Raw genomic sequence first — 18547 nt, 5'->3', positions numbered from 1 at the left:
CCGTCCGGGATAGTAACAACCGCTCAAACTGTTTAAACCAGAGGTTTCTAACCAGTTGCGCCTTTAAACAGTCCCCTGAATTTTAATACAAATGCTCTCCCCTACACCCCACACCCCACTTCCCCAGCAGTCTAACCATGTCTTCCCACGATACCGAAAGCATCCAGACTATTTTTCAGAAAATTTGGGGCTATGATAGCTTTCGCTTTCCCCAACAGGAGATTATCGAGACAATTCTAGCGGCAAAAGATGCCCTGATTGTCATGCCCACGGGATTCGGTAAATCTATCTGTTTTCAATTGCCCGCTTTATTAAAAACTGGCTTAACCCTAGTGATTTCTCCCCTAGTGGCCCTAATGGAAAATCAGGTGGAGGAATTATTAGCCAAAAAACTACCCGTCGCCCTGATTCATCACGAAATCCCCCGACAACAGAGAAAGAAAACCTTAGCAGCGATCGCAGATCAAACCCTGCGACTTCTCTATCTTTCCCCAGAAACCCTCTTAAGTCCGCCCCTCTGGTCAAAATTAACCCTTCCCCACGTTAAAATTAACGCTCTCATCCTCGACGAGGCCCATTGTTTAACCCAGTGGGGCGACAATTTTCGTCCTGCTTACCGTCGTCTCGGTGCTGTCCGTCCCGCTCTGCTGCAATCGAAACCGGCCGGCAGCCAAATAGCGATCGCTGCTTTTACCGCCACCGCTAACCCCGCCACCCGTGAGACTCTCACCCGCGTCTTACAACTAGAAAAACCGCAGCTTTTCTTAATAAATCCTTACCGTCAAAACCTTGACTTAAGCACCAAAATATGTATTAGCCCCGGTTGTCGTCGTCATCAACTATTAAACTTCCTCACCAGTCAACCTCGACAATCCGGCCTGATCTATACTCGTTCCCGTCGCCATAGTGAAAATTTAGCGGCATGGTTGCAATCTCTCCACTATCGCACCAGCGCCTATCATGCCGGTTTATCCCCCTTTCAGCGTCGGGACATAGAACAAAATTGGCTGCGGGGGGATTTAACTTTTGTTGTCTGTACCTCAGCTTTTGGCATGGGTATCAATAAACCCGATGTGCGTTGGGTTGTCCACTACCAACCCCCGGCTTTACTATCGGAATACCTACAGGAAATCGGCCGCGGTGGTCGCGATGGGGGTAAAATGCAGGCTCTCACCTTAATTAGTGAACCGACGGGATGGTTAGATAATAGCGATAAAAACCAGCAAAAATTCTTTAACTCCCAACAGGAACGCCAATACCGACAAGCTTGGCAAATTTTAGCCCAAATTCCCCTAGAGGGCAAAGTAGAGGCGATTAGTGCCGAATTTCCCGATGGTGCGCTCATTCTCTCCCTTTTACACAGTCTCGATCGCCTAGAATGGCTCGATCCTTTTCATTATCGGCTTATTTATCGCCATAATTCAGCCAAGATGACTTTTAAACCCAAAAATGAGATATTTCCCTACCTCTATACCCGTCGCTGTCGTTGGCACTTTCTCTTAAATGCCTTTGGGTTTCAGGAAAATGCCGATAATTTTCGCTGTGGTCATTGCGATAATTGTCGTCGCAATCGACCTCTGGTAAGCTAGGGAGCGCCAGAGCAGGGAGAGCAGAGCATTTGTACTAAATTTTTATGTCTTTTTTCTCCTCCTGTCTCGGATTCTCCTAACCTAAGGTCAGGTTTTTGATTTTTGCAGGAGATCTATAGCGGTTTTCCCAGAAGTTAGTCCCGATTAAAACGCTGGCCTATCTATCAAGAGATTTACCATACCTTACCCGAAATAATAGTGAAATTTTGTGACAAAGTGCAGCCAGATATAAGAATCTTTGCTACATTCCCAGAAGGCTTCTGTGATAAGTCTCCTTAAAGGAAGCTTTTTGCAGTAAGCTAATCTGGCTAACACGCTTTTGGGCGTGATATAGGGGAGGATACAACCATGACTCATGAGATTTTAGGTGAATTTTTATCTTTGCCTGCTGAAGCACAGAGCCAAGTAGTCAGCCTGATCGCTTTTTTGAAACAAAAGTACATATATTCTGAACCTCTGTCTGCATCGTCAAATGTTGATTTAGTTAATGATCCCTTTGTTGGAATGTGGCGCGATCGTCAAGATTTAGATAGTACTACTTGGGTGCGAAATTTACGAGAAAGCGAGTGGTCAAAGACAAATGGCTAGTTCAACTATCGTAGATACCGACATAATCATTGATGTTGGTCGTGGTATTTCTGAAGCAGTCAATTGTCTGCAAAGGCTACAATCAAGTTCCAGATTAGCAATTAGCGTAGTTACACAAATGGAACTAATTGTTGGCTGCACTAACAAGTCAGAGTTACGGACGCTGGAAAAATTCCTTCAACAGTTTGATGTAATCAGAATTGACCAACTTATTTCAGACAAAGCGGTTGACTTACTTCGCTTGTATCGGCTAAGTCACGGTTTGCTGATTGCCGATGGCTTGATTGCAGGTACAGCAATAATATGGAATTACCCTTTTATCACCAAGAATCAACGAGACTACCGATTTATTCAAAATTTAAATGTATTACCCTACCCTTAGCGAAAAGCCTAACTAGACCGTTATGCCGCAAGTCCTCGGTGGAGGGTGTAAACAGGGCTAGTTCATCGGTATCTGAAGTTAAAAAAGGAGAATTGGTTCTTGAGCGAGGATAAAGAGTATCAATGGCTTCAGTTTGAACAACTGATAGATTTGCATAAATTTTATTTTGAAAATTTATGCAAATCCGCCTCTTTTTCCTTTGGAATTATTGGGGCGATTTTGACCTATGTAATCAGCGCTAAACTTAGCGAAAACTTAATCCGGCTTGCTCTTCAACTACCATTTCTACTCAGCATCGGGACGTTCATTATGTTTTGTTTCGGCACATGGAAGACTTGGGATTTGTCAAATTGGGTGAAGCATCATCAGGCAGAACTTGGAATTGATTGGCGACCTCATGCCGAAACTTTAACCTATATGTCAATCGCGTTTGCTCTATTGTTCTTAATAGTAGCCATTGGTCTTGGAGGACTTATTGCAAATCCCTCAATGCTACAGCCGTAGGGTGCGTTCCTTAATGTGACTCCTACTGCTCCAGCGATCGATTTTTGGGGAACGCACCATGCACATTGATTGAAGTTGTGATAGCAAATCCTGTTATAATAAAATGAGTAAAGACGAGGAGATAAAATGCTCAAGAAAGCTTAGTTAGCCGAACATCCAAGCGATCGCCGATCTTGTATCGTGTATGCTCAGCGAGCACGTCACTGCATCGGGTTGGCGCGATTAGAATAAAAGGGTAAACCTAGCTTGACAAGAGCATTTCATTTTATATGGTTTCATCAGAATTAATCTCGGCATTGAGAGAACTGGGTCGTTCAGATAAGTTTTATATCATGCAGCTCCTGATTTCAGAACTAGCCCAACAGGAGACAGATTTGATTAAACAGGGTCAGGCTTACCCAGTGTGGTCGCCCTATGATGCGGTTGAGGCAGCAGATACGATGTTAAAAGTGCTACAGGCTACCAAAGCTCAAGACCATGGGTAACGCTGAGCGATATCCATTTGTTTCTGGTGACGCGGCATTAGGTGAAGCCAGTTTTCGTCCGCATTTGCCTTTTACTCTGTTTTACAGACAAGCTTCTGTCACAGCATCCGGTCTATTGGACACTGGAGCAAGTGTAAACGTACTACCATATTCAGTAGGAGTCGAGCTTGGGTACGAATGGGATCGGCAAACAACAGCACTGAGTTTGACAGGAAATTTGGCTCAATATGAGGCGCGTGTCGTACTTGCTCAAGCGGTCGTTGGGCAATTTGATCCCGTGCAACTGGTATTTGCCTGGACACAAGCTACCAACCTGCCGCTTATCTTGGGGCAGGTGAACTTCTTTATGGAGTTTGATGTCTGCTTCTACCGTTCACAGCTAGAGTTTGCAGTTAGCCCCAAAGCTCCTGTTTCGGGATAGGTTGGTTGCTCTTGCCAGCCAGCTAACACTGCGTGGCAGCGGACGGGCGAAAGCCGCTTGTGTTGAGTTTGAGGGTATCTGCCGCCGCTGCACTTTACCGTTATACCGCTTCATCTTTTGGCGGAGGTAGTGCGATGCCGAAGGCACTGCGTAGCAGCACGCTGATCTTGTAGCTGTAGGGTGCGTTCCCTAATGTGGCTCCCACTGCTCCACTGATCGATTTTTGGGGAACGCACCATGCACATTTATTGAAGCTGTGGGTTAAAGTGCGATGCCGCTCTGGTGGGCCAAGTTGAGGAATGTTAGCGTTGGTTAAAATAGAGGGGCAATCCTGTAGGCTAGACTGTAAGCAGCTAACTAAATCACCCCTAATTCTTGTGATAGAGATTTCCCCATGCCCCAAGCCTTGAAAGCGATTTATCATAGTGGTACGTTCATCCTTCAAACAGCTTACGATTTACCTGAAGGCACTGAGGTGGAGCTTTTTGTCAAATCACCTCAAATTATTCCCCCAAAGATTACCGATATTGCGGCTAGGCAGAATTTTTTAAGACTGCTTGTTGAGCGAATGCAACAAAACCCCATTCCCTCTGATGCTCCCCAGTTTACTAGAGATATGTTGCATGAACGCCGTTGACACAAATGTTTTAATTTACGTCAATGATTCGCGTTATCCTAGTAAGCAGGCAATCGCAGCTTCTCTAGTAGCTAATCTGACAGAGGGAGTTTTAATTTGGCAGGTTGCCTGCGAATATTTAGCGGCAAGCCGCAAACTTGAGCCATTTGGGTATTGTAAAGTTTTATAAAAAATATATGCAAATAACTGCAAACAACTGCTAATATGGTTAGTACAAGTTTACATTGCAGTTCATATAAAACTATCAGATTATGCTAAGAAAAAAGGGATCAGTTATGACACTGCTTGGAGAATGTGGAATCGAGGGCAGTTACAAGGAGAACGTCTTCCTACAGGAACAATTATTATTTTTGAAGATGACCGTTCTTGCGGTGAAAATAAAGTAGCTATTTATGCGCGAGTTTCTAGTTCAGAAAATCAATCTAACTTAGAGACTCAGGCAAAAAGATTGGAAGCTTATTGTATTGCGAAAGGCTATCAAATTGTTCGAGTAGTTAAAGAAGTAGGAAGTGGAGTCAATGATCATCGAAAGCTATTATTAAAACTTCTAGAACAAACTGATGATAATTTGATTGTCGTAGAACATAAAGATCGTTTAAGCAGAGTAGGGTTTAATTATCTGAAAGTTCTTTTAAGTCAAACAAATAGAGATATAGAGGTCGTTAATCTAGCAGAAGAAAGAAAAGACGATTTAAGGCAAGACTTCGTGAGCATAATTACCTCATTTTGCGCTCGATTATACTCATTAAGACAACGAAATAGAAAGACAGAATGTTTAATTAAATGCCTTGAGGAGAATGATGAAATTAGTTCAAAAACATCTAATTAAATTTAATCACAAAAATTATTCAGTAATTGATAAATTAGGATTTTTATCGAAGAATCTGTATAATTGTGCTGTTTATTTAAACCGTCAAGTTTTCTTTTCACATCAACCATTTTTAACAATGACTGAGTTACATCATGCCTTAAAAATGAGTCCAGATTATCAAGCCTTACCCGCCAAAGTAAGTCAGTTAGTATTAAAGCAAGTAGAAAAAACCTTTAAATCCTACCAAAAAGCGAAAGAACAATACAAAAAATCGCCAGATAAATTTACAGGAGAGCCTAAGTTGCCAAGATACAAAGACAAGGAAAAAGGTAGAAACGTTTTAACTTATAACTATCAAGCCATTTCTAAAAAAGCGTTGAAGCAAGGTTTAATCAAGCTATCAGGGACTAATTTAGAATTTAAAACTAATTTAAAGGAAGTCTTAGAGGTCAGGATTATTCCTAAATTGGGTGCTTATTGTTTAGAGATTGTCTATGAACAACCATCCTCATCAAGTCAAGAGGGAGAAAGATATGCTTTTATCGATTTAGGCTTAAATAACCTAGCTGCTGTTACCTCTAATATTCCCGAATTTCAGCCAACTTTAGTATGTGGAAAAGCCTTAAAATCCTGCAATCAAAAGTACAACAAGACACTAGCTAAACTCAAATCGGAATTACCCAGTCTACAGAAGACCAGTAAAAGAATACAAGGTTTAACTTTAAAGCGTAATTGCCAGGTGGATTATTACCTCCACACCGCTAGTAAATATATTATTGATAAATTACTAGCTCATCAAATTAACCTTTTAGTTATTGGTCATAATCAAGGCTGGAAACAAAACATTAATATTGGAGATAGAAATAACCAGTCATTCGTAAATATTCCTCATTCAAGGTTTATCGAACAACTTACCTATAAAGCAAATTTAGTAGGAATAGAGGTCAAAACAACTAATGAAAGCTATACCTCTAAATGTAGTTTCTTAGACTTAGAGTCTATTCAAAAGCAAAAAAGCTATTTAGGCAAGAGAATTAAAAGAGGACTATTCAGAAGCTCGTCGGGTTATTTCTATGGAGCAGATATTAATGGTTCCTTAAATATTGGAAGAAAGGTAGTCGGAGAGGCCGCCTTTAGCGGGAATCCGATAGAGAGGTTCGTAGTTAACCCAGTACGGGTCAAAGCGTACAAAGCTAATTCTAGATGCAATATTTGCGTACAGAATTAGTAACTATTCAGACATTGATGGGCTGAAAATTGTCAATCCTTTCAAGAGTCCCTAAACCTGCCGCAGCATAAGCCGTTCCCATACCCTGCTCCCACCAAAAACTTTTTCCCTATATGGGCAAAGATTCGCCAATAGACTGGACAAGAACCTCTAGATGGGCGCGGCTATGGGTGGCCATGGCAGTAAACCGCAGACGACTGGTGGGAACGGTAGGAGGACGAATTGCGGGGGCAAAAATCCCTTTTTCTAGCAGTTTTTGTGATAATTCTAGGGCTTGACCCGGATTGGCTACCGGTAAACATAAAATCGCCGCTTCCGAAGGCAATATATTAAGATTATTTAATTTACTCTTGACAAAATTAATATTTTGGTGTAGGCGTTGGCGACGTTCCGGTTCCAGACGAATAATCTCTAAAGCCATTCTAGCGGCGGCGGTGTCGGCGGGGGATAAACCGGTAGTATAAATCCAGGTGGCGGCGCGATTGCGGATAAAATCGATAATTTTGGCGTTTCCGGTCACATATCCCCCTAAACTGCCCAAAGCTTTACTCAGGGTCCCCATCTGAATTAATTCCCGTCCTTGACAACCACAATATTCCACGCAACCTGTGCCATTTTCCCCCATAACCCCGGTAGCGTGGGCCTCATCCACCAAAACCATGCAATTATAAATCTCGGCTAGAGCGAGAATTCCCGCTAGGGGACAGATATCCCCATCCATACTAAACACTGTATCAGTGAGCAGTAAACAATGACGATAGTGATGACGGTGGGCTAATAACTGATTTTCTAAGTCTTCGAGACTATTGTGCCGGTATTCTTTCACCGTGGCACCGCTTAACTTGGCTCCATTTTTGAGGCTAGAGTGATTGTATTGATCGCCTAAAATCAGGTCTTTCTGCCCCACTAAACAGGTAATTGTCCCCAAATTGGCTAAATATCCCGAACTAAAAACGATCGCGTCTTCGCTATTTTTAAAGGATGCGATCGCTAATTCTAAGTCTCGATGAAGATCTCGGTGTCCACTTAATAGACGCGAGCCGGTGCTTCCAGTTCCATAGCGTTGTGTTGCTGCTATGGCTGCCGCGATCATTCTTTCATCGGCTGCTAATCCCAGATAATCATTACTGGCAAAATTAATCAGCGATCGACCCTCTAATTCTATAACGGCTCCGCCCCGGCCTTGAATGGTTTTAACCCTTCGATACCAATTGGCCCGATGGAGGGTTTTTAAGCTGTCCTCGATCCAAGAATAAGGATGATTCATAGGCGATTTGTCAATATAGCAGTCAGCTAGGGGAAAAATAGCCAGATTGTTGCCGAAAAAGGCTCTTTTAAGGCTTAATAGTTTCGTAAAAACGACAATCTTGACAGGGACCTGGGGGGTTAATCGCACAGCGTAACAGTTCGGATCTGGCGTTAAAACGACAACTAGCATCCCCCATCACCCAACGTCCTTCAATCAAACTTTTTTCGTTAGGGGTGGGAGCAGTTTGTACATAAAGGGAAATTTTGCGTAAACAATAGCCACCAATCTTGTATTGATACTGGTGGTGACGTTCCAAAACCGCATAGGTTTGTCCTTTTAAGGCCAAATAATTACCCGGTTGTGGCATCCAATCCAGTTGGATCTCTCCCAAACTTTGCCGTGGATGGGTTAGAATAACCTCCGTTGTTAATGAATCTTGCTCCATGATTATCCCTGTATTCTGGGCTACCTTTGCTCAATGGTAGCCTAGATCTCCGAGTCGATTAATAATTATATCTCCTGCAAAAATCAAAAATCTTCGGTTAGGTAAGCAGACTCCCAGACAGAAGACTCCGAGACAGGGGGAGAAAAAAGACAAGGGACAACTACCCTAGAATTGCCAATTTCCCGATTAGAGTAGAAGATAAACCGCAGGATTTTTCCGAGAATTTAGTTTATGGTTTACCCCATCCCGCCTGAAGATAATCTACCGCAAAAATTTCCGAAAATTCCCTTAGATCGTCGGGCCTATGCTTTCCTGATCGACTTTGCCTCGATCTGGTTTTTAAGCTCCTTTGCTAATAGTGCGCCTGTACTGCAATTTTTCCTTTTTCTCCTGATTTGGTGGTGTTTGCGGGTGTTATTGGTGGCGCAGAATCAGGGTCAGAGTTTAGGACGTTGGGCCTTGGATATGAAGATCATCGATCTACGACTTCAGCGTTTACCCGGAATTTTGGAGTTAAGCAAACGAGAGGCGATCGCTGGTGGCGGGGCAGCTTTAATGATGCTAGGGTTAAATACTTTTTTTGGCAATCCTTTAAGTTTGATTTTATTATCTTCGCCCCTTTTCGCCGATTGTGGTATGGCGATCGGTGATGATCGATTTAACCAAGCTTTCCACGATCGCATCGGTGGCACGATTGTTATTCCCACCCGTCGAGGTTTTTCTCTCGATCTACGTTTAAGAAGGCTTTGGTATCAAGTTAAGGGCAGAATGAGAAGATAAATGTCAGTTATCAGTGATCAGTGATCAGTTATCAGTTATCAGTTTTAAGTTTTGAGTTTTGAGTGATACTAAATCCAGTTATTAAAAACTGATTATTTATTCCCCCTTTTGCCTCTTGCATGAGTGCCTTTTTCCCGTCCTGATATATAGCCTATACTCAACGGATTTAGTATGACTTGGTAATAGTCAGTAAAGATTAAGACTCCTGATGAGATCGCATTACAGGGGGAATTTAGGGAATCGGATCAGCGTTGGCATCGAAAAGCCCATAATTAAAGTTATTCCCCCATCCGACGGGCATCGGTGGGGGAGAAGAATTAGTATATTAGGAGTTTACCAAAATGTCAGAAGACAGATTAGAGCGGATCGAGAAAATAGTGGAATCGAACGCTCGCGCTATTCAAGCCCTAGCCGATGCCGTCGCTAGTGACCGCGAGGAACGGAAACAGGAGAAAAAAGGGCTTTACGATTACCTAGCTCGAATAGCAAGCGCACAATCAGATTTTTATGAGACTCAAGCCGATTTTTACCGGCATCTAGAGAGAATGGATGATCGACACGCTCAAATGATTGAAATCATCCGACAGATTAACGAAAACAGAAGCGATCAAGCCTAACCTCTAGAAGTTGCCCGTAGCCGTGCCTACGGGCTTAATTAGGGTCTGCTGAAAAAGTTTTTCGTGGGGACAGGGTGTGGGGTGTGGGGTTTTAGCGGTTTTGAGGTGGCCAATTACCTCATTTTCAGGGAAAAAGTGCCTCAATTTTCCCCCTCATCACTCCCATGCCTGGTACTTTTTGATTGACAAAAAGTCTAAAAGTCTTACCCAACAAGGTTTTTATCATTATTCAGCCAGCCCTAAATAGCAGTTTCCCAGCATCTTTTCGCTGTTTACTGATCACTGATCACTGAAAAAGGCGGGATCGGCCGGGATCGAACCGGCGGCCTAGTGCTTAGGAGGCACTCGCTCTATCCAACTGAGCTACGACCCCAATTTTTTCCCTAACCATGATAAGCCATCCACAGCTAAATTGCTGATCACCATGGATTATTTAAGGGTTTTTTTTGGGGGGGGGTAATCTCGACTAATCCAGCAGAAAACGCTTCGATACCCACCCCCTTTCTTTTTTATGGCCGCAACCTTGGCAGTATGTTAATTTTATTTGCCCTTGAGGGCTTTTTGAAAATTCTTGCGGTAGGCGGGATTAACAGCCAACAGAAGCGGCCAGAACAGTGTTAGAGCTAAACGATTGGGTAAACTGGAACTAAAATTAGTGCTTCTGTATCCATTCCAGAATTTCCAACCACCGACACCGTAAAAAATTATTAAGATAAAAATAACCAGTCTCATGCCATCTCATCCTTGGATTTAGACAATTCACATCTCCCATTGTAAGCTTGGGTTTTGCCGGCTTGGGAAAAGAAAATATTGTCCTGAATCCGGGAGACGGTGTTAGAATGCCGGTTAGGAACTAGCTCGATCGAGATAGGAAAACTAAAGCCATAATTTGCAAAAAATATTTAAAAACGGCGAAAAGATAGCCTTGGGAGGAAGTTATGCGAGCGGTACTAATGGCAGGTGGTTCGGGGACAAGATTACGTCCGCTTACTTGTGATCTTCCCAAACCGATGGTCCCGATTCTCAACCGTCCGATCGCCGAACATATTATTAATTTACTGCGAAAGCATGACATTACCGAAATTATCACCACCCTGCACTATCTCCCCGATGTCATGCGCGACTACTTTCAAGACGGCAGCGACTTTGGGGTAAAAATCACCTACGCTGTCGAGGAGGATCAACCCCTAGGCACCGCAGGATGTGTGAAAAATATCGCCGAATGGTTAGATGATACCTTTCTGGTGATTAGTGGCGATAGTATCACCGATTTTGACCTGCAAAAAGCGATCGCATTCCATAAAAGCAAAAACTCGAAAGCAACTCTAGTCCTGACGCGGGTTGCCAATCCGATCGAATTTGGGGTAGTGATTACCGACAAAGAAGGCAGAATTCGCCGTTTTATCGAAAAACCATCCACCAGCGAGATTTTTTCCGATACCGTCAACACCGGAACCTATATTCTTGAACCAGAAGTCCTCGATTATCTCCCCTACAAAGAAGAAGCCGACTTTTCTAAAGATTTGTTTCCGCTGCTGCTGCAAAGGGGCGAACCTATGTATGGTTATGTGGCCGATGGTTATTGGTGCGATGTCGGTCATCTGGAGGCCTACCGAGAAGCGCAATACGACGCTTTATCCGGCAAAGTTAACCTGGAATTTCCCTATCGAGAAACATCCCCCGGGGTATGGGTCGGCACTAATACTTATATCGATCCTAGCGCCCAGATCGAGGCCCCGGCCATGATCGGCAATCATTGCCGCATTGGTGCAAATGTTCTGATCGAGAGGGGTTCGGTTATCGGCGATAATGTCACCATCGGTGCCGGTTCCGATCTGAAACGTCCCATTCTCTGGAATGGTGTGGTGATCGGGGATGAGGTCAATTTAGCCGCTTGTACGATCGCTAGGGGAACCAGAATCGATCGACGGGCCCAGGTACACGAAGGTGCGGTGATCGGACAATTATCGATCGTGGGGGAAGAAGCGCAGATCAATTCCGGGGTCAGAGTCTGGCCGAGTAAACAGATCGAATCGGGAGCCATCCTCAATATTAACCTGATTTGGGGAAATACTGCCCATAAAAACCTCTTTGGTCAACGAGGAGTATCGGGACTCGCTAACATCGATATCACGCCCGAATTCGCCGTTAAACTGGGGGCAGCCTACGGTTCCATCCTGAAACCGGGGTCAACGGTAATCGTCTCCCGGGATCAACGTAGTGTCTCGCGCATGGTCAGTCGATCGCTGATTGCCGGTTTAATGTCCGTGGGAGTTAATATCCAAAACCTACAAGCGAATGCTTTACCGATTTCGCGGACTTTGGTGGCTAAATTAAACGTAGTCGGTGGCATTCACGTCCGTATCCATCCCGATCGCCCAGATTTTCTCTTAATCGAGTTTTTAGACGAAAAAGGGATTAATGTTTCCAAAGCCAAGGAAAAGAAAATCGAAGGGGCCTATTTTAAAGAAGATCTGCGACGGGTGGGAATGCAGGAAATCGGCAGTATGTCCTATCCGGCTGATATTCTCGATAATTACCGCAAAACCTTTGAAACTCAGCTAAATGTGGAGGCTATTCGCAATAGTAGCTCCAAAATCGTCATTGATTACGCCTACGGAGTCTCTGGCGCGATTTTACCAGAATTACTGGCTAAATTTGGCTGTGATGCCGTGGTTCTCAATGCCAGTTTACGTCAGAATGCCCTTTCCATGCAGGAAAGAGAGTTACTGATCCATCAATTGGGCCATGTGGTGGAGGCCCTGAAAGCGAACTTAGGGGTACAAGTTTCGGCCAACGGGGAACAATTAGTCCTCGTCGATGAGAGTGGTTTATCGATTCGCGGGGAACAATTAACTGCTCTAATGGTGAATACAATTCTGACCGCCCATCCTCGCGGTACAGTGGTAGTGCCGGTTCATGCTTCTAGTGCCGTGGAACAGATCGCGCGTCGTCACGATGGCCGGGTGGTGCGGACAAAAGCCAGTCCTAGCGCTTTAATGGAAGGATGTCAAACCAATCCTAACGTGGTTTTGGGAGGCTCTGGGCAAACTGGGTTTATTTTTCCGCAATTACATCCCGGTTTCGATGCCATGTTCAGCGTGGCGAAACTTTTGGAGATGTTAACCATTCAGGAACGTTCTCTAGCTCAGGTGCGGGCCGAGTTACCGCGCATTTACAATAAGAATACGGCGGTGCGTTGTCCTTGGAAAGTAAAGGGATCCTTGATGCGCTATCTGGTGGAGACTCACGCTACCGATAATCTAGAGTTAATCGATGGAGTCAAGGTGATTAATCCCCTTAATGATGACTGGGTATTGATTTTACCCGATGCCGGAGAACCTTTAGTGCATATCTACGCTAACAGTGAGCAGCGGGAATGGGTCGATCGGACAATTAAAGAATATCGTCACCGTGTGCAGTATTTCGTCGAACATTACCAGGGCGAAATAGTGATGATTTAAGAGTTTTCTGCCCTATTAGCCCCGAAACTTGACTATGATGACTTTTTTGACCTAAAAGGTGGCGTAGCCCTGTAAATGCTCATTTTTACCGCAAAAGGAAGGCGATTCGATCGGCCGCCGCCTCACCGGTGCGGATCGCTCCCTCAAAAAATCCCGGCCAGCGATCGGCCATTTCTGTGCCGGCCCAGTGAATCGGTCCGACGGGAGTAAAAAGAGCCTCGCCGAAACTTGTCCAGACTCCGGGGGGCATAAAAGCGGAATATGCGCCACCAGTCCAGGGATCCCCGGGCCAATCCACCTCATCGTAACTGATCGGGAAAAGTGCCTCTTGACCGAAATAAATAGCTAAATCCGAGAGGACGGCGGCACGACGCGCCGGACTACTCATGGAGCGCCAACGGTTATAGCGATCGCCAACTAGGAAGGTGGCGATTACCCCGACGCCGGTTTCGGGATCGGAACTATCAGCACAGAGTTCCAACCATTGACAATTCCCCTGAGCAACTCCCGCTAGTCCCTGTTTTCGCCAGAAAGGTCGCTCGTAGGAAATCAGGACTTTAGCGCAGCATCCCATCGGTACTCGTTGGGTTAGTTGTTCTCGCTGGGGTGGCAGCGGGGGATGATAAATAATGCGGCCGGCAAGATGGGGCGGCATGGCAATGATGGCAAATTTGGCGGTAAAAGTGTTCTGGCTGGTTTTTACGGTCACGCCGGCCGAGTCATAATTAAGGCGAAAAACCGGTTCCCCCAGTCGAATTCGCTCTCCTAACTCCGCCGCGATCTTGTCGGGAATTTGTCCCGCTCCGCCATGGATCAGTTCGGCTTCTGGATGTTCGGCCTGAGGGGCGCAATTTTGTCCCCAAAGAACGTGCAGCAGTGAGACTTGTTGGGGTTCGGCCGGTCCGAGAAACCCGACGGCACGGGCCATATAAGCAAAATACCATTGACCAAAATCTGTGCTGGTGTTTTCTTCAATCCACTGGGCAAAAGTTTTACTGTCTAGTTTTTTGGTGTGATCGTTGCTTTGGGGATAACCTGAAGGTAGGGTTTTGGCTAGTTCTTGAAAACGCGCCCATGCTGACATCGCATCTTGCCATTCTGCCGCGCCGATATCGGGTACTTCTCCCTCGTGGAAACCTTGAAAAAAACCATTGAATTCATAGCGTTTGTTGTTGAACACTAGGACGGTTTTTCCCTGATTGGGAGAGGGAAAACGACGTATTTTATACTCGTCGAGGAGGGCTAAAAAACGCTCTTGGGTTGGGCCCACCCACTGACCACCTCGATCGATCCACTGTCCGGAGGGGAGATATTGTCCAGACATTCTGCCACCGTAACGATTTCGCGCTTCGATCACCAGAACTTGATGACCTCGCCTCTGGAGATTACGCGCGGCGATTAATCCTGCTAATCCCGCCCCGACAACGATACAATCATAGCTAGTCCACTGGAGATTGGTCATGATTTTAGCCCCACAGAATACCTGATAATTAACAATTATTATTCTCCCCGATTTTTACCTCAGTTTCTCTATCTATTGGCTCTTTTAATTAAATTATCTGCTACCATCAATGTTTGATCTTCTTAGCGATCGCTTAAGCCAACACCTAGAACAAATTGTCCGAGAAAGAAACCCTTTTTTCTCTAGTCAAGGACATTTTTATGTGCGAGAATACCTGCGGCAAGAGTTAGGCAATTGGGGAAAGGTTGAATCACATTTTTTCCATTTTCAGGGAAAAAATTACGAAAATTTAATCTTGGATTTGCCTAATAATAGTCAAAAACCTCCGATTTTAATTGGCGCTCATTATGACACGGTGCCGGGGTCGCCGGGGGCCGACGATAACGCCACGGGATTAGCGGTATTATTAGAATTAGCGAGGTTTTTTGGGGAGAATCAGGCTAATTATCCAATTCGTTTAATTGCCTTCGATCTAGAAGAATACGGATTACTGGGGAGCATTGCCTACGCAGAAAAATTAAAACAAACTAAGCAGGATTTAAGGTTAATGTTATCCTTAGAAATGCTCGGTTACTGTGATAAAAATCCCCATTCTCAAAAATATCCGGCTTTTCTAGAATATTTTTACCCCAACACCGGGGATTTTATCGCTTTGATTGGCAATCTCAAAACCCGCAAGGATTTAAATTTTCTCAGTCGAGTCATGAGAGAAAATCAGACTCCCTGCGAGTGGTTGCCGGTAATTTTTGGAGGTTATATCGTCCCCGATACTCGACGCAGCGATCATTCTCCCTTTTGGAGTCGCGGTTATTCGGCAATTATGGTGACAGATACTGCTAATATGCGTAATCCCTATTATCATAGTTCTCGGGATACAATCGCTACTTTAGACTTAAATTTCCTAACGCGAGTGTGTCAAGGTCTTTGTTTTGGATTGCAATCTTTACCGATAAGATAAAAGCAGACTACGGGGGAATTTTTCACAGCACCAAGGCTCTGGAAGAATTATCACTTTAAGCGGTGACATTTTCTGTTTCTACTGGTTGAATTTCCGGCATTTCTACTTTAATTAAACTCACTCTAGCACGATAAAGTAGTTTTTCCCCATGACGATAGCCCCGATAACGCACTAGAACTTGTGTACCTATTTCCGCTTGACCATCGATCAATTGATGGATTTGCGGATCATAACCGACATGATCACCGACACTGTGAATTGGTTGCACTCCCCAGCGCTCCAGTAACTGCATAATCGGTTTAACTAGGGAGAGGATTTTGACGGCTGCTAGGTCGGGATTTTTGCGGGCAACGGCCTCGGCCGTGGGCCATTGAACTAACCAAGATTCGAGCGCTTCGATGCTTTGACGTTGAAATTCTGCGGCTAATTCTTCTTTTTGCTGGTCTAATTGTTGCTGTAAATTTTGATACTCTTGTTCGAGAATTTTTAATTCCCCTGAACGATCCTCTGTCCCCATCGTCGGGATTTGAAAATGAGCGAGGAGATCGCTAACTGGCAGCTGCAGCGCATTAGCTAATTTCACCAAAGATTCAGAGGATAATTTGGCGATTAAACCATGGCGAACTCTCTGCAATTGCCAAGAAGATAGACCCGATAACCGACTCAATTCTTCTAGGTTTTTACAGCCAATTTCTGCCATTAACTGCTCTAATTTTTGCCGATGATATTTATATAAGGACTCATTCATGGGACTTCTCAGCTTAAGCGATGTGTTTAGCTAAAACGGATTTAGGAGCGCGACGAACTCGACAGAGAATTGTTGCTTTACCGAGACGCTGATGTGCTGCAAAGCGATGGCAACCGGAAAAACCGTAGTAGTTACCATCCACCTCCAAAACATCGATCGGTTCGCGTAATCCCTCCTCAGCGATCGATTGCATCAACTGATTAACTTTTTCGGGATCGGTTTGTCGCGGTAAAGGACGACGAATTTGGGACAGAGGAATGTTTTTAATTTCCATAGTGTTTTTACTATAGCACATTTAGGCTAAACTGAAGATAAGTGGACTCGGTTGCTGATGCAGTGGTCCGCCTCGCTGCCGGTAGTTTTCTGGCCACAGACAAGATTTTATCACCCAATCCTCTCCTTTGCTGACTATGACTATTCCTCCTATCAGTGAAAAAATTATCCGGCAAAATAGCACCAATGCTTCCTATCAGCGCGGTCAATATTATTACGATAGCGGTGCAGTTATTTCTCTTTGGCAACGGGGGCAAAATCTGCAAGCTTTAGTGAGTGGTAGTGAGGTTAAACCCTATCGAGTTGCTATCGATTTTAACCAAGAAAATCTTGAGAATGTCTCCTGTTCCTGTCCCTACGATTACGAGGGTTGGTGTAAGCATATTGTGGCGGTTTTATTAACCTGTTCTCGCCAACCAGAATTAATTATTAAAAAAGCCTCCCTAGAGGAGTTATTGACACCGATTGATGAAAGTAAATTAAGAAAATTGCTTAATCATTTAGTGGCTAAACACCCAGAAATTATCGAGACAATTGATAAGTTTTTATTTCCAGCTATCCCAGTTAATAAAGCGGTAGGAAAGATAACTATTAATGTCAAAGCTTATCGTAATACTGTCCTTAATGAACTGCGGCAATCCCTACGAGCGATCGAAGAAGATTACTGCGAAGAAGATCCAATTTCTGATGAAATTTATGCCCTGGTGGATGAGGCCCAAGATTATTATCAAAAGGGAGAACCAGATAATGCGATCGCTATTTTAGAAGCAATTATTAGCGCCTGTATCGAGGAATGGGATGATTTAGAAAATTACGGTGCTGTCAATGATGATTTAAGTGCTAGAATCGATCGAGTTCTAACTGAGGCAATTTTAAGTAAAGAATTTAATCCCCAAAAAAAGCAAGATTTAATGGAAAAGATCGAGCAATGGCAAGATGAATGGAGTGCCGATTTTGAGATGAGTTTAGCAGCCTTACAACAGGGGTGGGACGATCCTGTTTTAGAGAAGATTTTACGAGGAGAATCGGCTAATTTTTCAGAAATGTGGTCAGGGAATATCCCCCATTATGCCCAAAAATTAACTTCTATTCGCTTAGAAATTTTCGAGCAGCAGGAAAAAGATCAGGAATATTTGAATCTAGCTTTAGCTTCAGGACAAGTGGTAGAATACCTAACTAAGTTAGTCTATCTTGATCGCATTGACGAAGCGATGGCAGCGGCAAAAAATATGATAACTAAAAACGATGAAGCTTTCTTTTTTGCCAAAGCTTTACGCGATGAATCCGCACCAGAATCCGCCCTAATAATTGCCAGGGGTGGTCTAAATTTCCCTGGGAATTATTATTATCAATTAGCTCTCTGGACAAGTGAACTAGCGCAGTCTTTAGGGGATATAGATACAGCTTTGGCTGCTAGAATTAAGGCATTTCAAGACCAACCTTCCTTTTCCCATTACCAAAAAATTGAGTCTTTAGCGGGGGAAGATTGGCCCGATTTAAAATTAGACTTGTTAGATTACTTGCGCGAGTTTAGCGGTGGACGTTCCACAGAGGCTAAAATCGATATATTTCTCCACGAAAATTTAGTTAGAGATGCAATTAAAGTCGTTTCTGATAATTCCTATGTGCAGTCTCACCTAATTTGGCGGATAATGGATGCGGCTGCTACCGTCGATCCTAACTGGGTGATCGATCGCGCGTGTCCTCCTGCGGAAAAGATACTCGACGAAAAAAAGGCTGATCGCTACGAAGAAGCGATTAAATGGCTAAAAAAAGCTCGTAATGCCTTTTATATGTCAGGAAGACGGGAAGAATGGCAAACTTATCGGGAAAATTTAATTAAGGAACACGGACGCAAATCGAAATTTATGGGGTTATTTAAACATCAGGATTTACAATGATTTAA

Annotated in this window: 20 protein-coding genes and 1 tRNA gene; 14 read left to right on the top strand and 7 right to left on the bottom strand. The window is 44.1% G+C overall.

Going from position 1 to position 18547, the window contains the following annotated elements:
- Positions 1–137 precede the first annotated feature (137 nt).
- The 9 genes from myaer_RS09745 (at position 138) to myaer_RS09690 (ending at position 6645) form a co-directional block, all read left to right on the top strand.
- Positions 138–1589 (top strand): RecQ family ATP-dependent DNA helicase, encoded by a 1452-nt coding sequence (locus tag myaer_RS09745; protein ID WP_046661944.1) that lies wholly within the window; start codon positions 138–140, stop codon positions 1587–1589.
- 348 nt (positions 1590–1937) lie between these two features.
- Positions 1938–2177 carry a hypothetical protein gene (locus myaer_RS09740; protein ID WP_002739406.1) on the top strand — a complete coding sequence of 80 codons (240 nt, stop codon included), beginning with the start codon at positions 1938–1940 and terminating at the stop codon, positions 2175–2177.
- Positions 2170–2559, top strand: coding sequence for a type II toxin-antitoxin system VapC family toxin (locus myaer_RS09735; RefSeq protein ID WP_046661943.1), 390 nt, complete (start codon positions 2170–2172; stop codon positions 2557–2559). Before myaer_RS09740 ends, myaer_RS09735 begins: the two co-directional genes overlap by 8 nt.
- 99 nt (positions 2560–2658) lie before the next feature.
- Positions 2659–3063 carry a hypothetical protein gene (locus tag myaer_RS09730; protein WP_046661942.1) on the top strand — a complete coding sequence of 135 codons (405 nt, stop codon included), beginning with the start codon at positions 2659–2661 and terminating at the stop codon, positions 3061–3063.
- A gap of 332 nt (positions 3064–3395) precedes the next feature.
- On the top strand, positions 3396–3548 hold the full coding sequence (locus myaer_RS09720; RefSeq protein ID WP_223210630.1) for a hypothetical protein: 153 nt from the start codon (positions 3396–3398) through the stop codon (positions 3546–3548).
- On the top strand, positions 3541–3969 hold the full coding sequence (locus tag myaer_RS09715; RefSeq protein WP_046661941.1) for an aspartyl protease family protein: 429 nt from the start codon (positions 3541–3543) through the stop codon (positions 3967–3969). The genes myaer_RS09720 and myaer_RS09715 overlap by 8 nt, the downstream gene beginning before the upstream one ends.
- Before the next feature lie 394 nt (positions 3970–4363).
- Complete coding sequence (locus myaer_RS09705; protein WP_046661940.1) at positions 4364–4606, top strand: antitoxin family protein; 243 nt, start codon at positions 4364–4366, stop codon at positions 4604–4606.
- Positions 4607–4841: 235 nt separating this feature from the next.
- The gene (locus myaer_RS09695) at positions 4842–5435 is read left to right on the top strand and encodes an IS607 family transposase (protein ID WP_046661939.1); all 594 of its coding nucleotides are present in this window, start codon (positions 4842–4844) and stop codon (positions 5433–5435) included.
- Positions 5407–6645: an RNA-guided endonuclease InsQ/TnpB family protein gene (locus myaer_RS09690; RefSeq protein ID WP_046661938.1), complete on the top strand. Its 1239-nt coding sequence runs from the start codon at positions 5407–5409 to the stop codon at positions 6643–6645. Before myaer_RS09695 ends, myaer_RS09690 begins: the two co-directional genes overlap by 29 nt.
- A 109-nt stretch (positions 6646–6754) precedes the next feature.
- On the opposite strand, the gene bioF is transcribed toward myaer_RS09690, so the two are convergent.
- Together bioF and myaer_RS09680 are read right to left on the bottom strand one after the other, a co-directional pair.
- Positions 6755–7912 (bottom strand): 8-amino-7-oxononanoate synthase, encoded by a 1158-nt coding sequence (bioF, locus tag myaer_RS09685; RefSeq protein WP_046661937.1) that lies wholly within the window; start codon positions 7910–7912, stop codon positions 6755–6757.
- A gap of 67 nt (positions 7913–7979) precedes the next feature.
- Positions 7980–8339: a DUF6464 family protein gene (locus tag myaer_RS09680; protein WP_042790991.1), complete on the bottom strand. Its 360-nt coding sequence runs from the start codon at positions 8337–8339 to the stop codon at positions 7980–7982.
- A gap of 231 nt (positions 8340–8570) precedes the next feature.
- On the opposite strand from myaer_RS09680, the gene myaer_RS09675 reads away from it, so the two are divergent.
- Both myaer_RS09675 and myaer_RS09670 read left to right on the top strand, forming a co-directional pair.
- Positions 8571–9119: an RDD family protein gene (locus myaer_RS09675; RefSeq protein ID WP_046661936.1), complete on the top strand. Its 549-nt coding sequence runs from the start codon at positions 8571–8573 to the stop codon at positions 9117–9119.
- Between the two features lie 341 nt (positions 9120–9460).
- Positions 9461–9736, top strand: a complete 276-nt coding sequence (locus myaer_RS09670; RefSeq protein WP_002795807.1) for a hypothetical protein — start codon at positions 9461–9463, stop codon at positions 9734–9736.
- A 299-nt stretch (positions 9737–10035) separates the two neighbouring features.
- Here myaer_RS09670 and myaer_RS09665 read toward each other — a convergent pair.
- A tRNA-Arg gene (locus tag myaer_RS09665) sits at positions 10036–10109 on the bottom strand.
- A gap of 167 nt (positions 10110–10276) precedes the next feature.
- Positions 10277–10468, bottom strand: coding sequence for a hypothetical protein (locus myaer_RS09660; protein ID WP_043998683.1), 192 nt, complete (start codon positions 10466–10468; stop codon positions 10277–10279).
- 206 nt (positions 10469–10674) lie between these two features.
- Between myaer_RS09660 and myaer_RS09655 the strand changes: the two genes are divergently transcribed.
- On the top strand, positions 10675–13200 hold the full coding sequence (locus tag myaer_RS09655) for a mannose-1-phosphate guanyltransferase (RefSeq protein WP_046661935.1): 2526 nt from the start codon (positions 10675–10677) through the stop codon (positions 13198–13200).
- Positions 13201–13285: 85 nt separating this feature from the next.
- On the opposite strand, the gene myaer_RS09650 is transcribed toward myaer_RS09655, so the two are convergent.
- Positions 13286–14662, bottom strand: a complete 1377-nt coding sequence (locus tag myaer_RS09650; protein WP_046661934.1) for a flavin monoamine oxidase family protein — start codon at positions 14660–14662, stop codon at positions 13286–13288.
- 109 nt (positions 14663–14771) lie between these two features.
- Between myaer_RS09650 and myaer_RS09645 the strand changes: the two genes are divergently transcribed.
- On the top strand, positions 14772–15620 hold the full coding sequence (locus myaer_RS09645) for a M28 family metallopeptidase (RefSeq protein ID WP_046661933.1): 849 nt from the start codon (positions 14772–14774) through the stop codon (positions 15618–15620).
- Positions 15621–15675: 55 nt separating this feature from the next.
- Here myaer_RS09645 and myaer_RS09640 read toward each other — a convergent pair whose 3' ends face one another.
- Together myaer_RS09640 and myaer_RS09635 are read right to left on the bottom strand one after the other, a co-directional pair.
- Positions 15676–16368, bottom strand: a complete 693-nt coding sequence (locus myaer_RS09640) for a helix-turn-helix domain-containing protein (protein WP_046661932.1) — start codon at positions 16366–16368, stop codon at positions 15676–15678.
- Positions 16369–16381: 13 nt separating this feature from the next.
- On the bottom strand, positions 16382–16663 hold the full coding sequence (locus myaer_RS09635; RefSeq protein WP_046661931.1) for a ParB N-terminal domain-containing protein: 282 nt from the start codon (positions 16661–16663) through the stop codon (positions 16382–16384).
- A gap of 115 nt (positions 16664–16778) precedes the next feature.
- Between myaer_RS09635 and myaer_RS09630 the strand changes: the two genes are divergently transcribed.
- Entirely contained in the window at positions 16779–18542 is a 1764-nt protein-coding gene (locus tag myaer_RS09630; protein WP_046661930.1) for an SWIM zinc finger family protein, read from the top strand.
- Positions 18543–18547: the final 5 nt, after the last annotated feature.

It is taken from the genome of Microcystis aeruginosa NIES-2549, assembly GCF_000981785.2.
GTDB lineage: Bacteria > Cyanobacteriota > Cyanobacteriia > Cyanobacteriales > Microcystaceae > Microcystis > Microcystis aeruginosa_C.
This window is presented reverse-complemented; position numbering and strand designations above follow the sequence as displayed.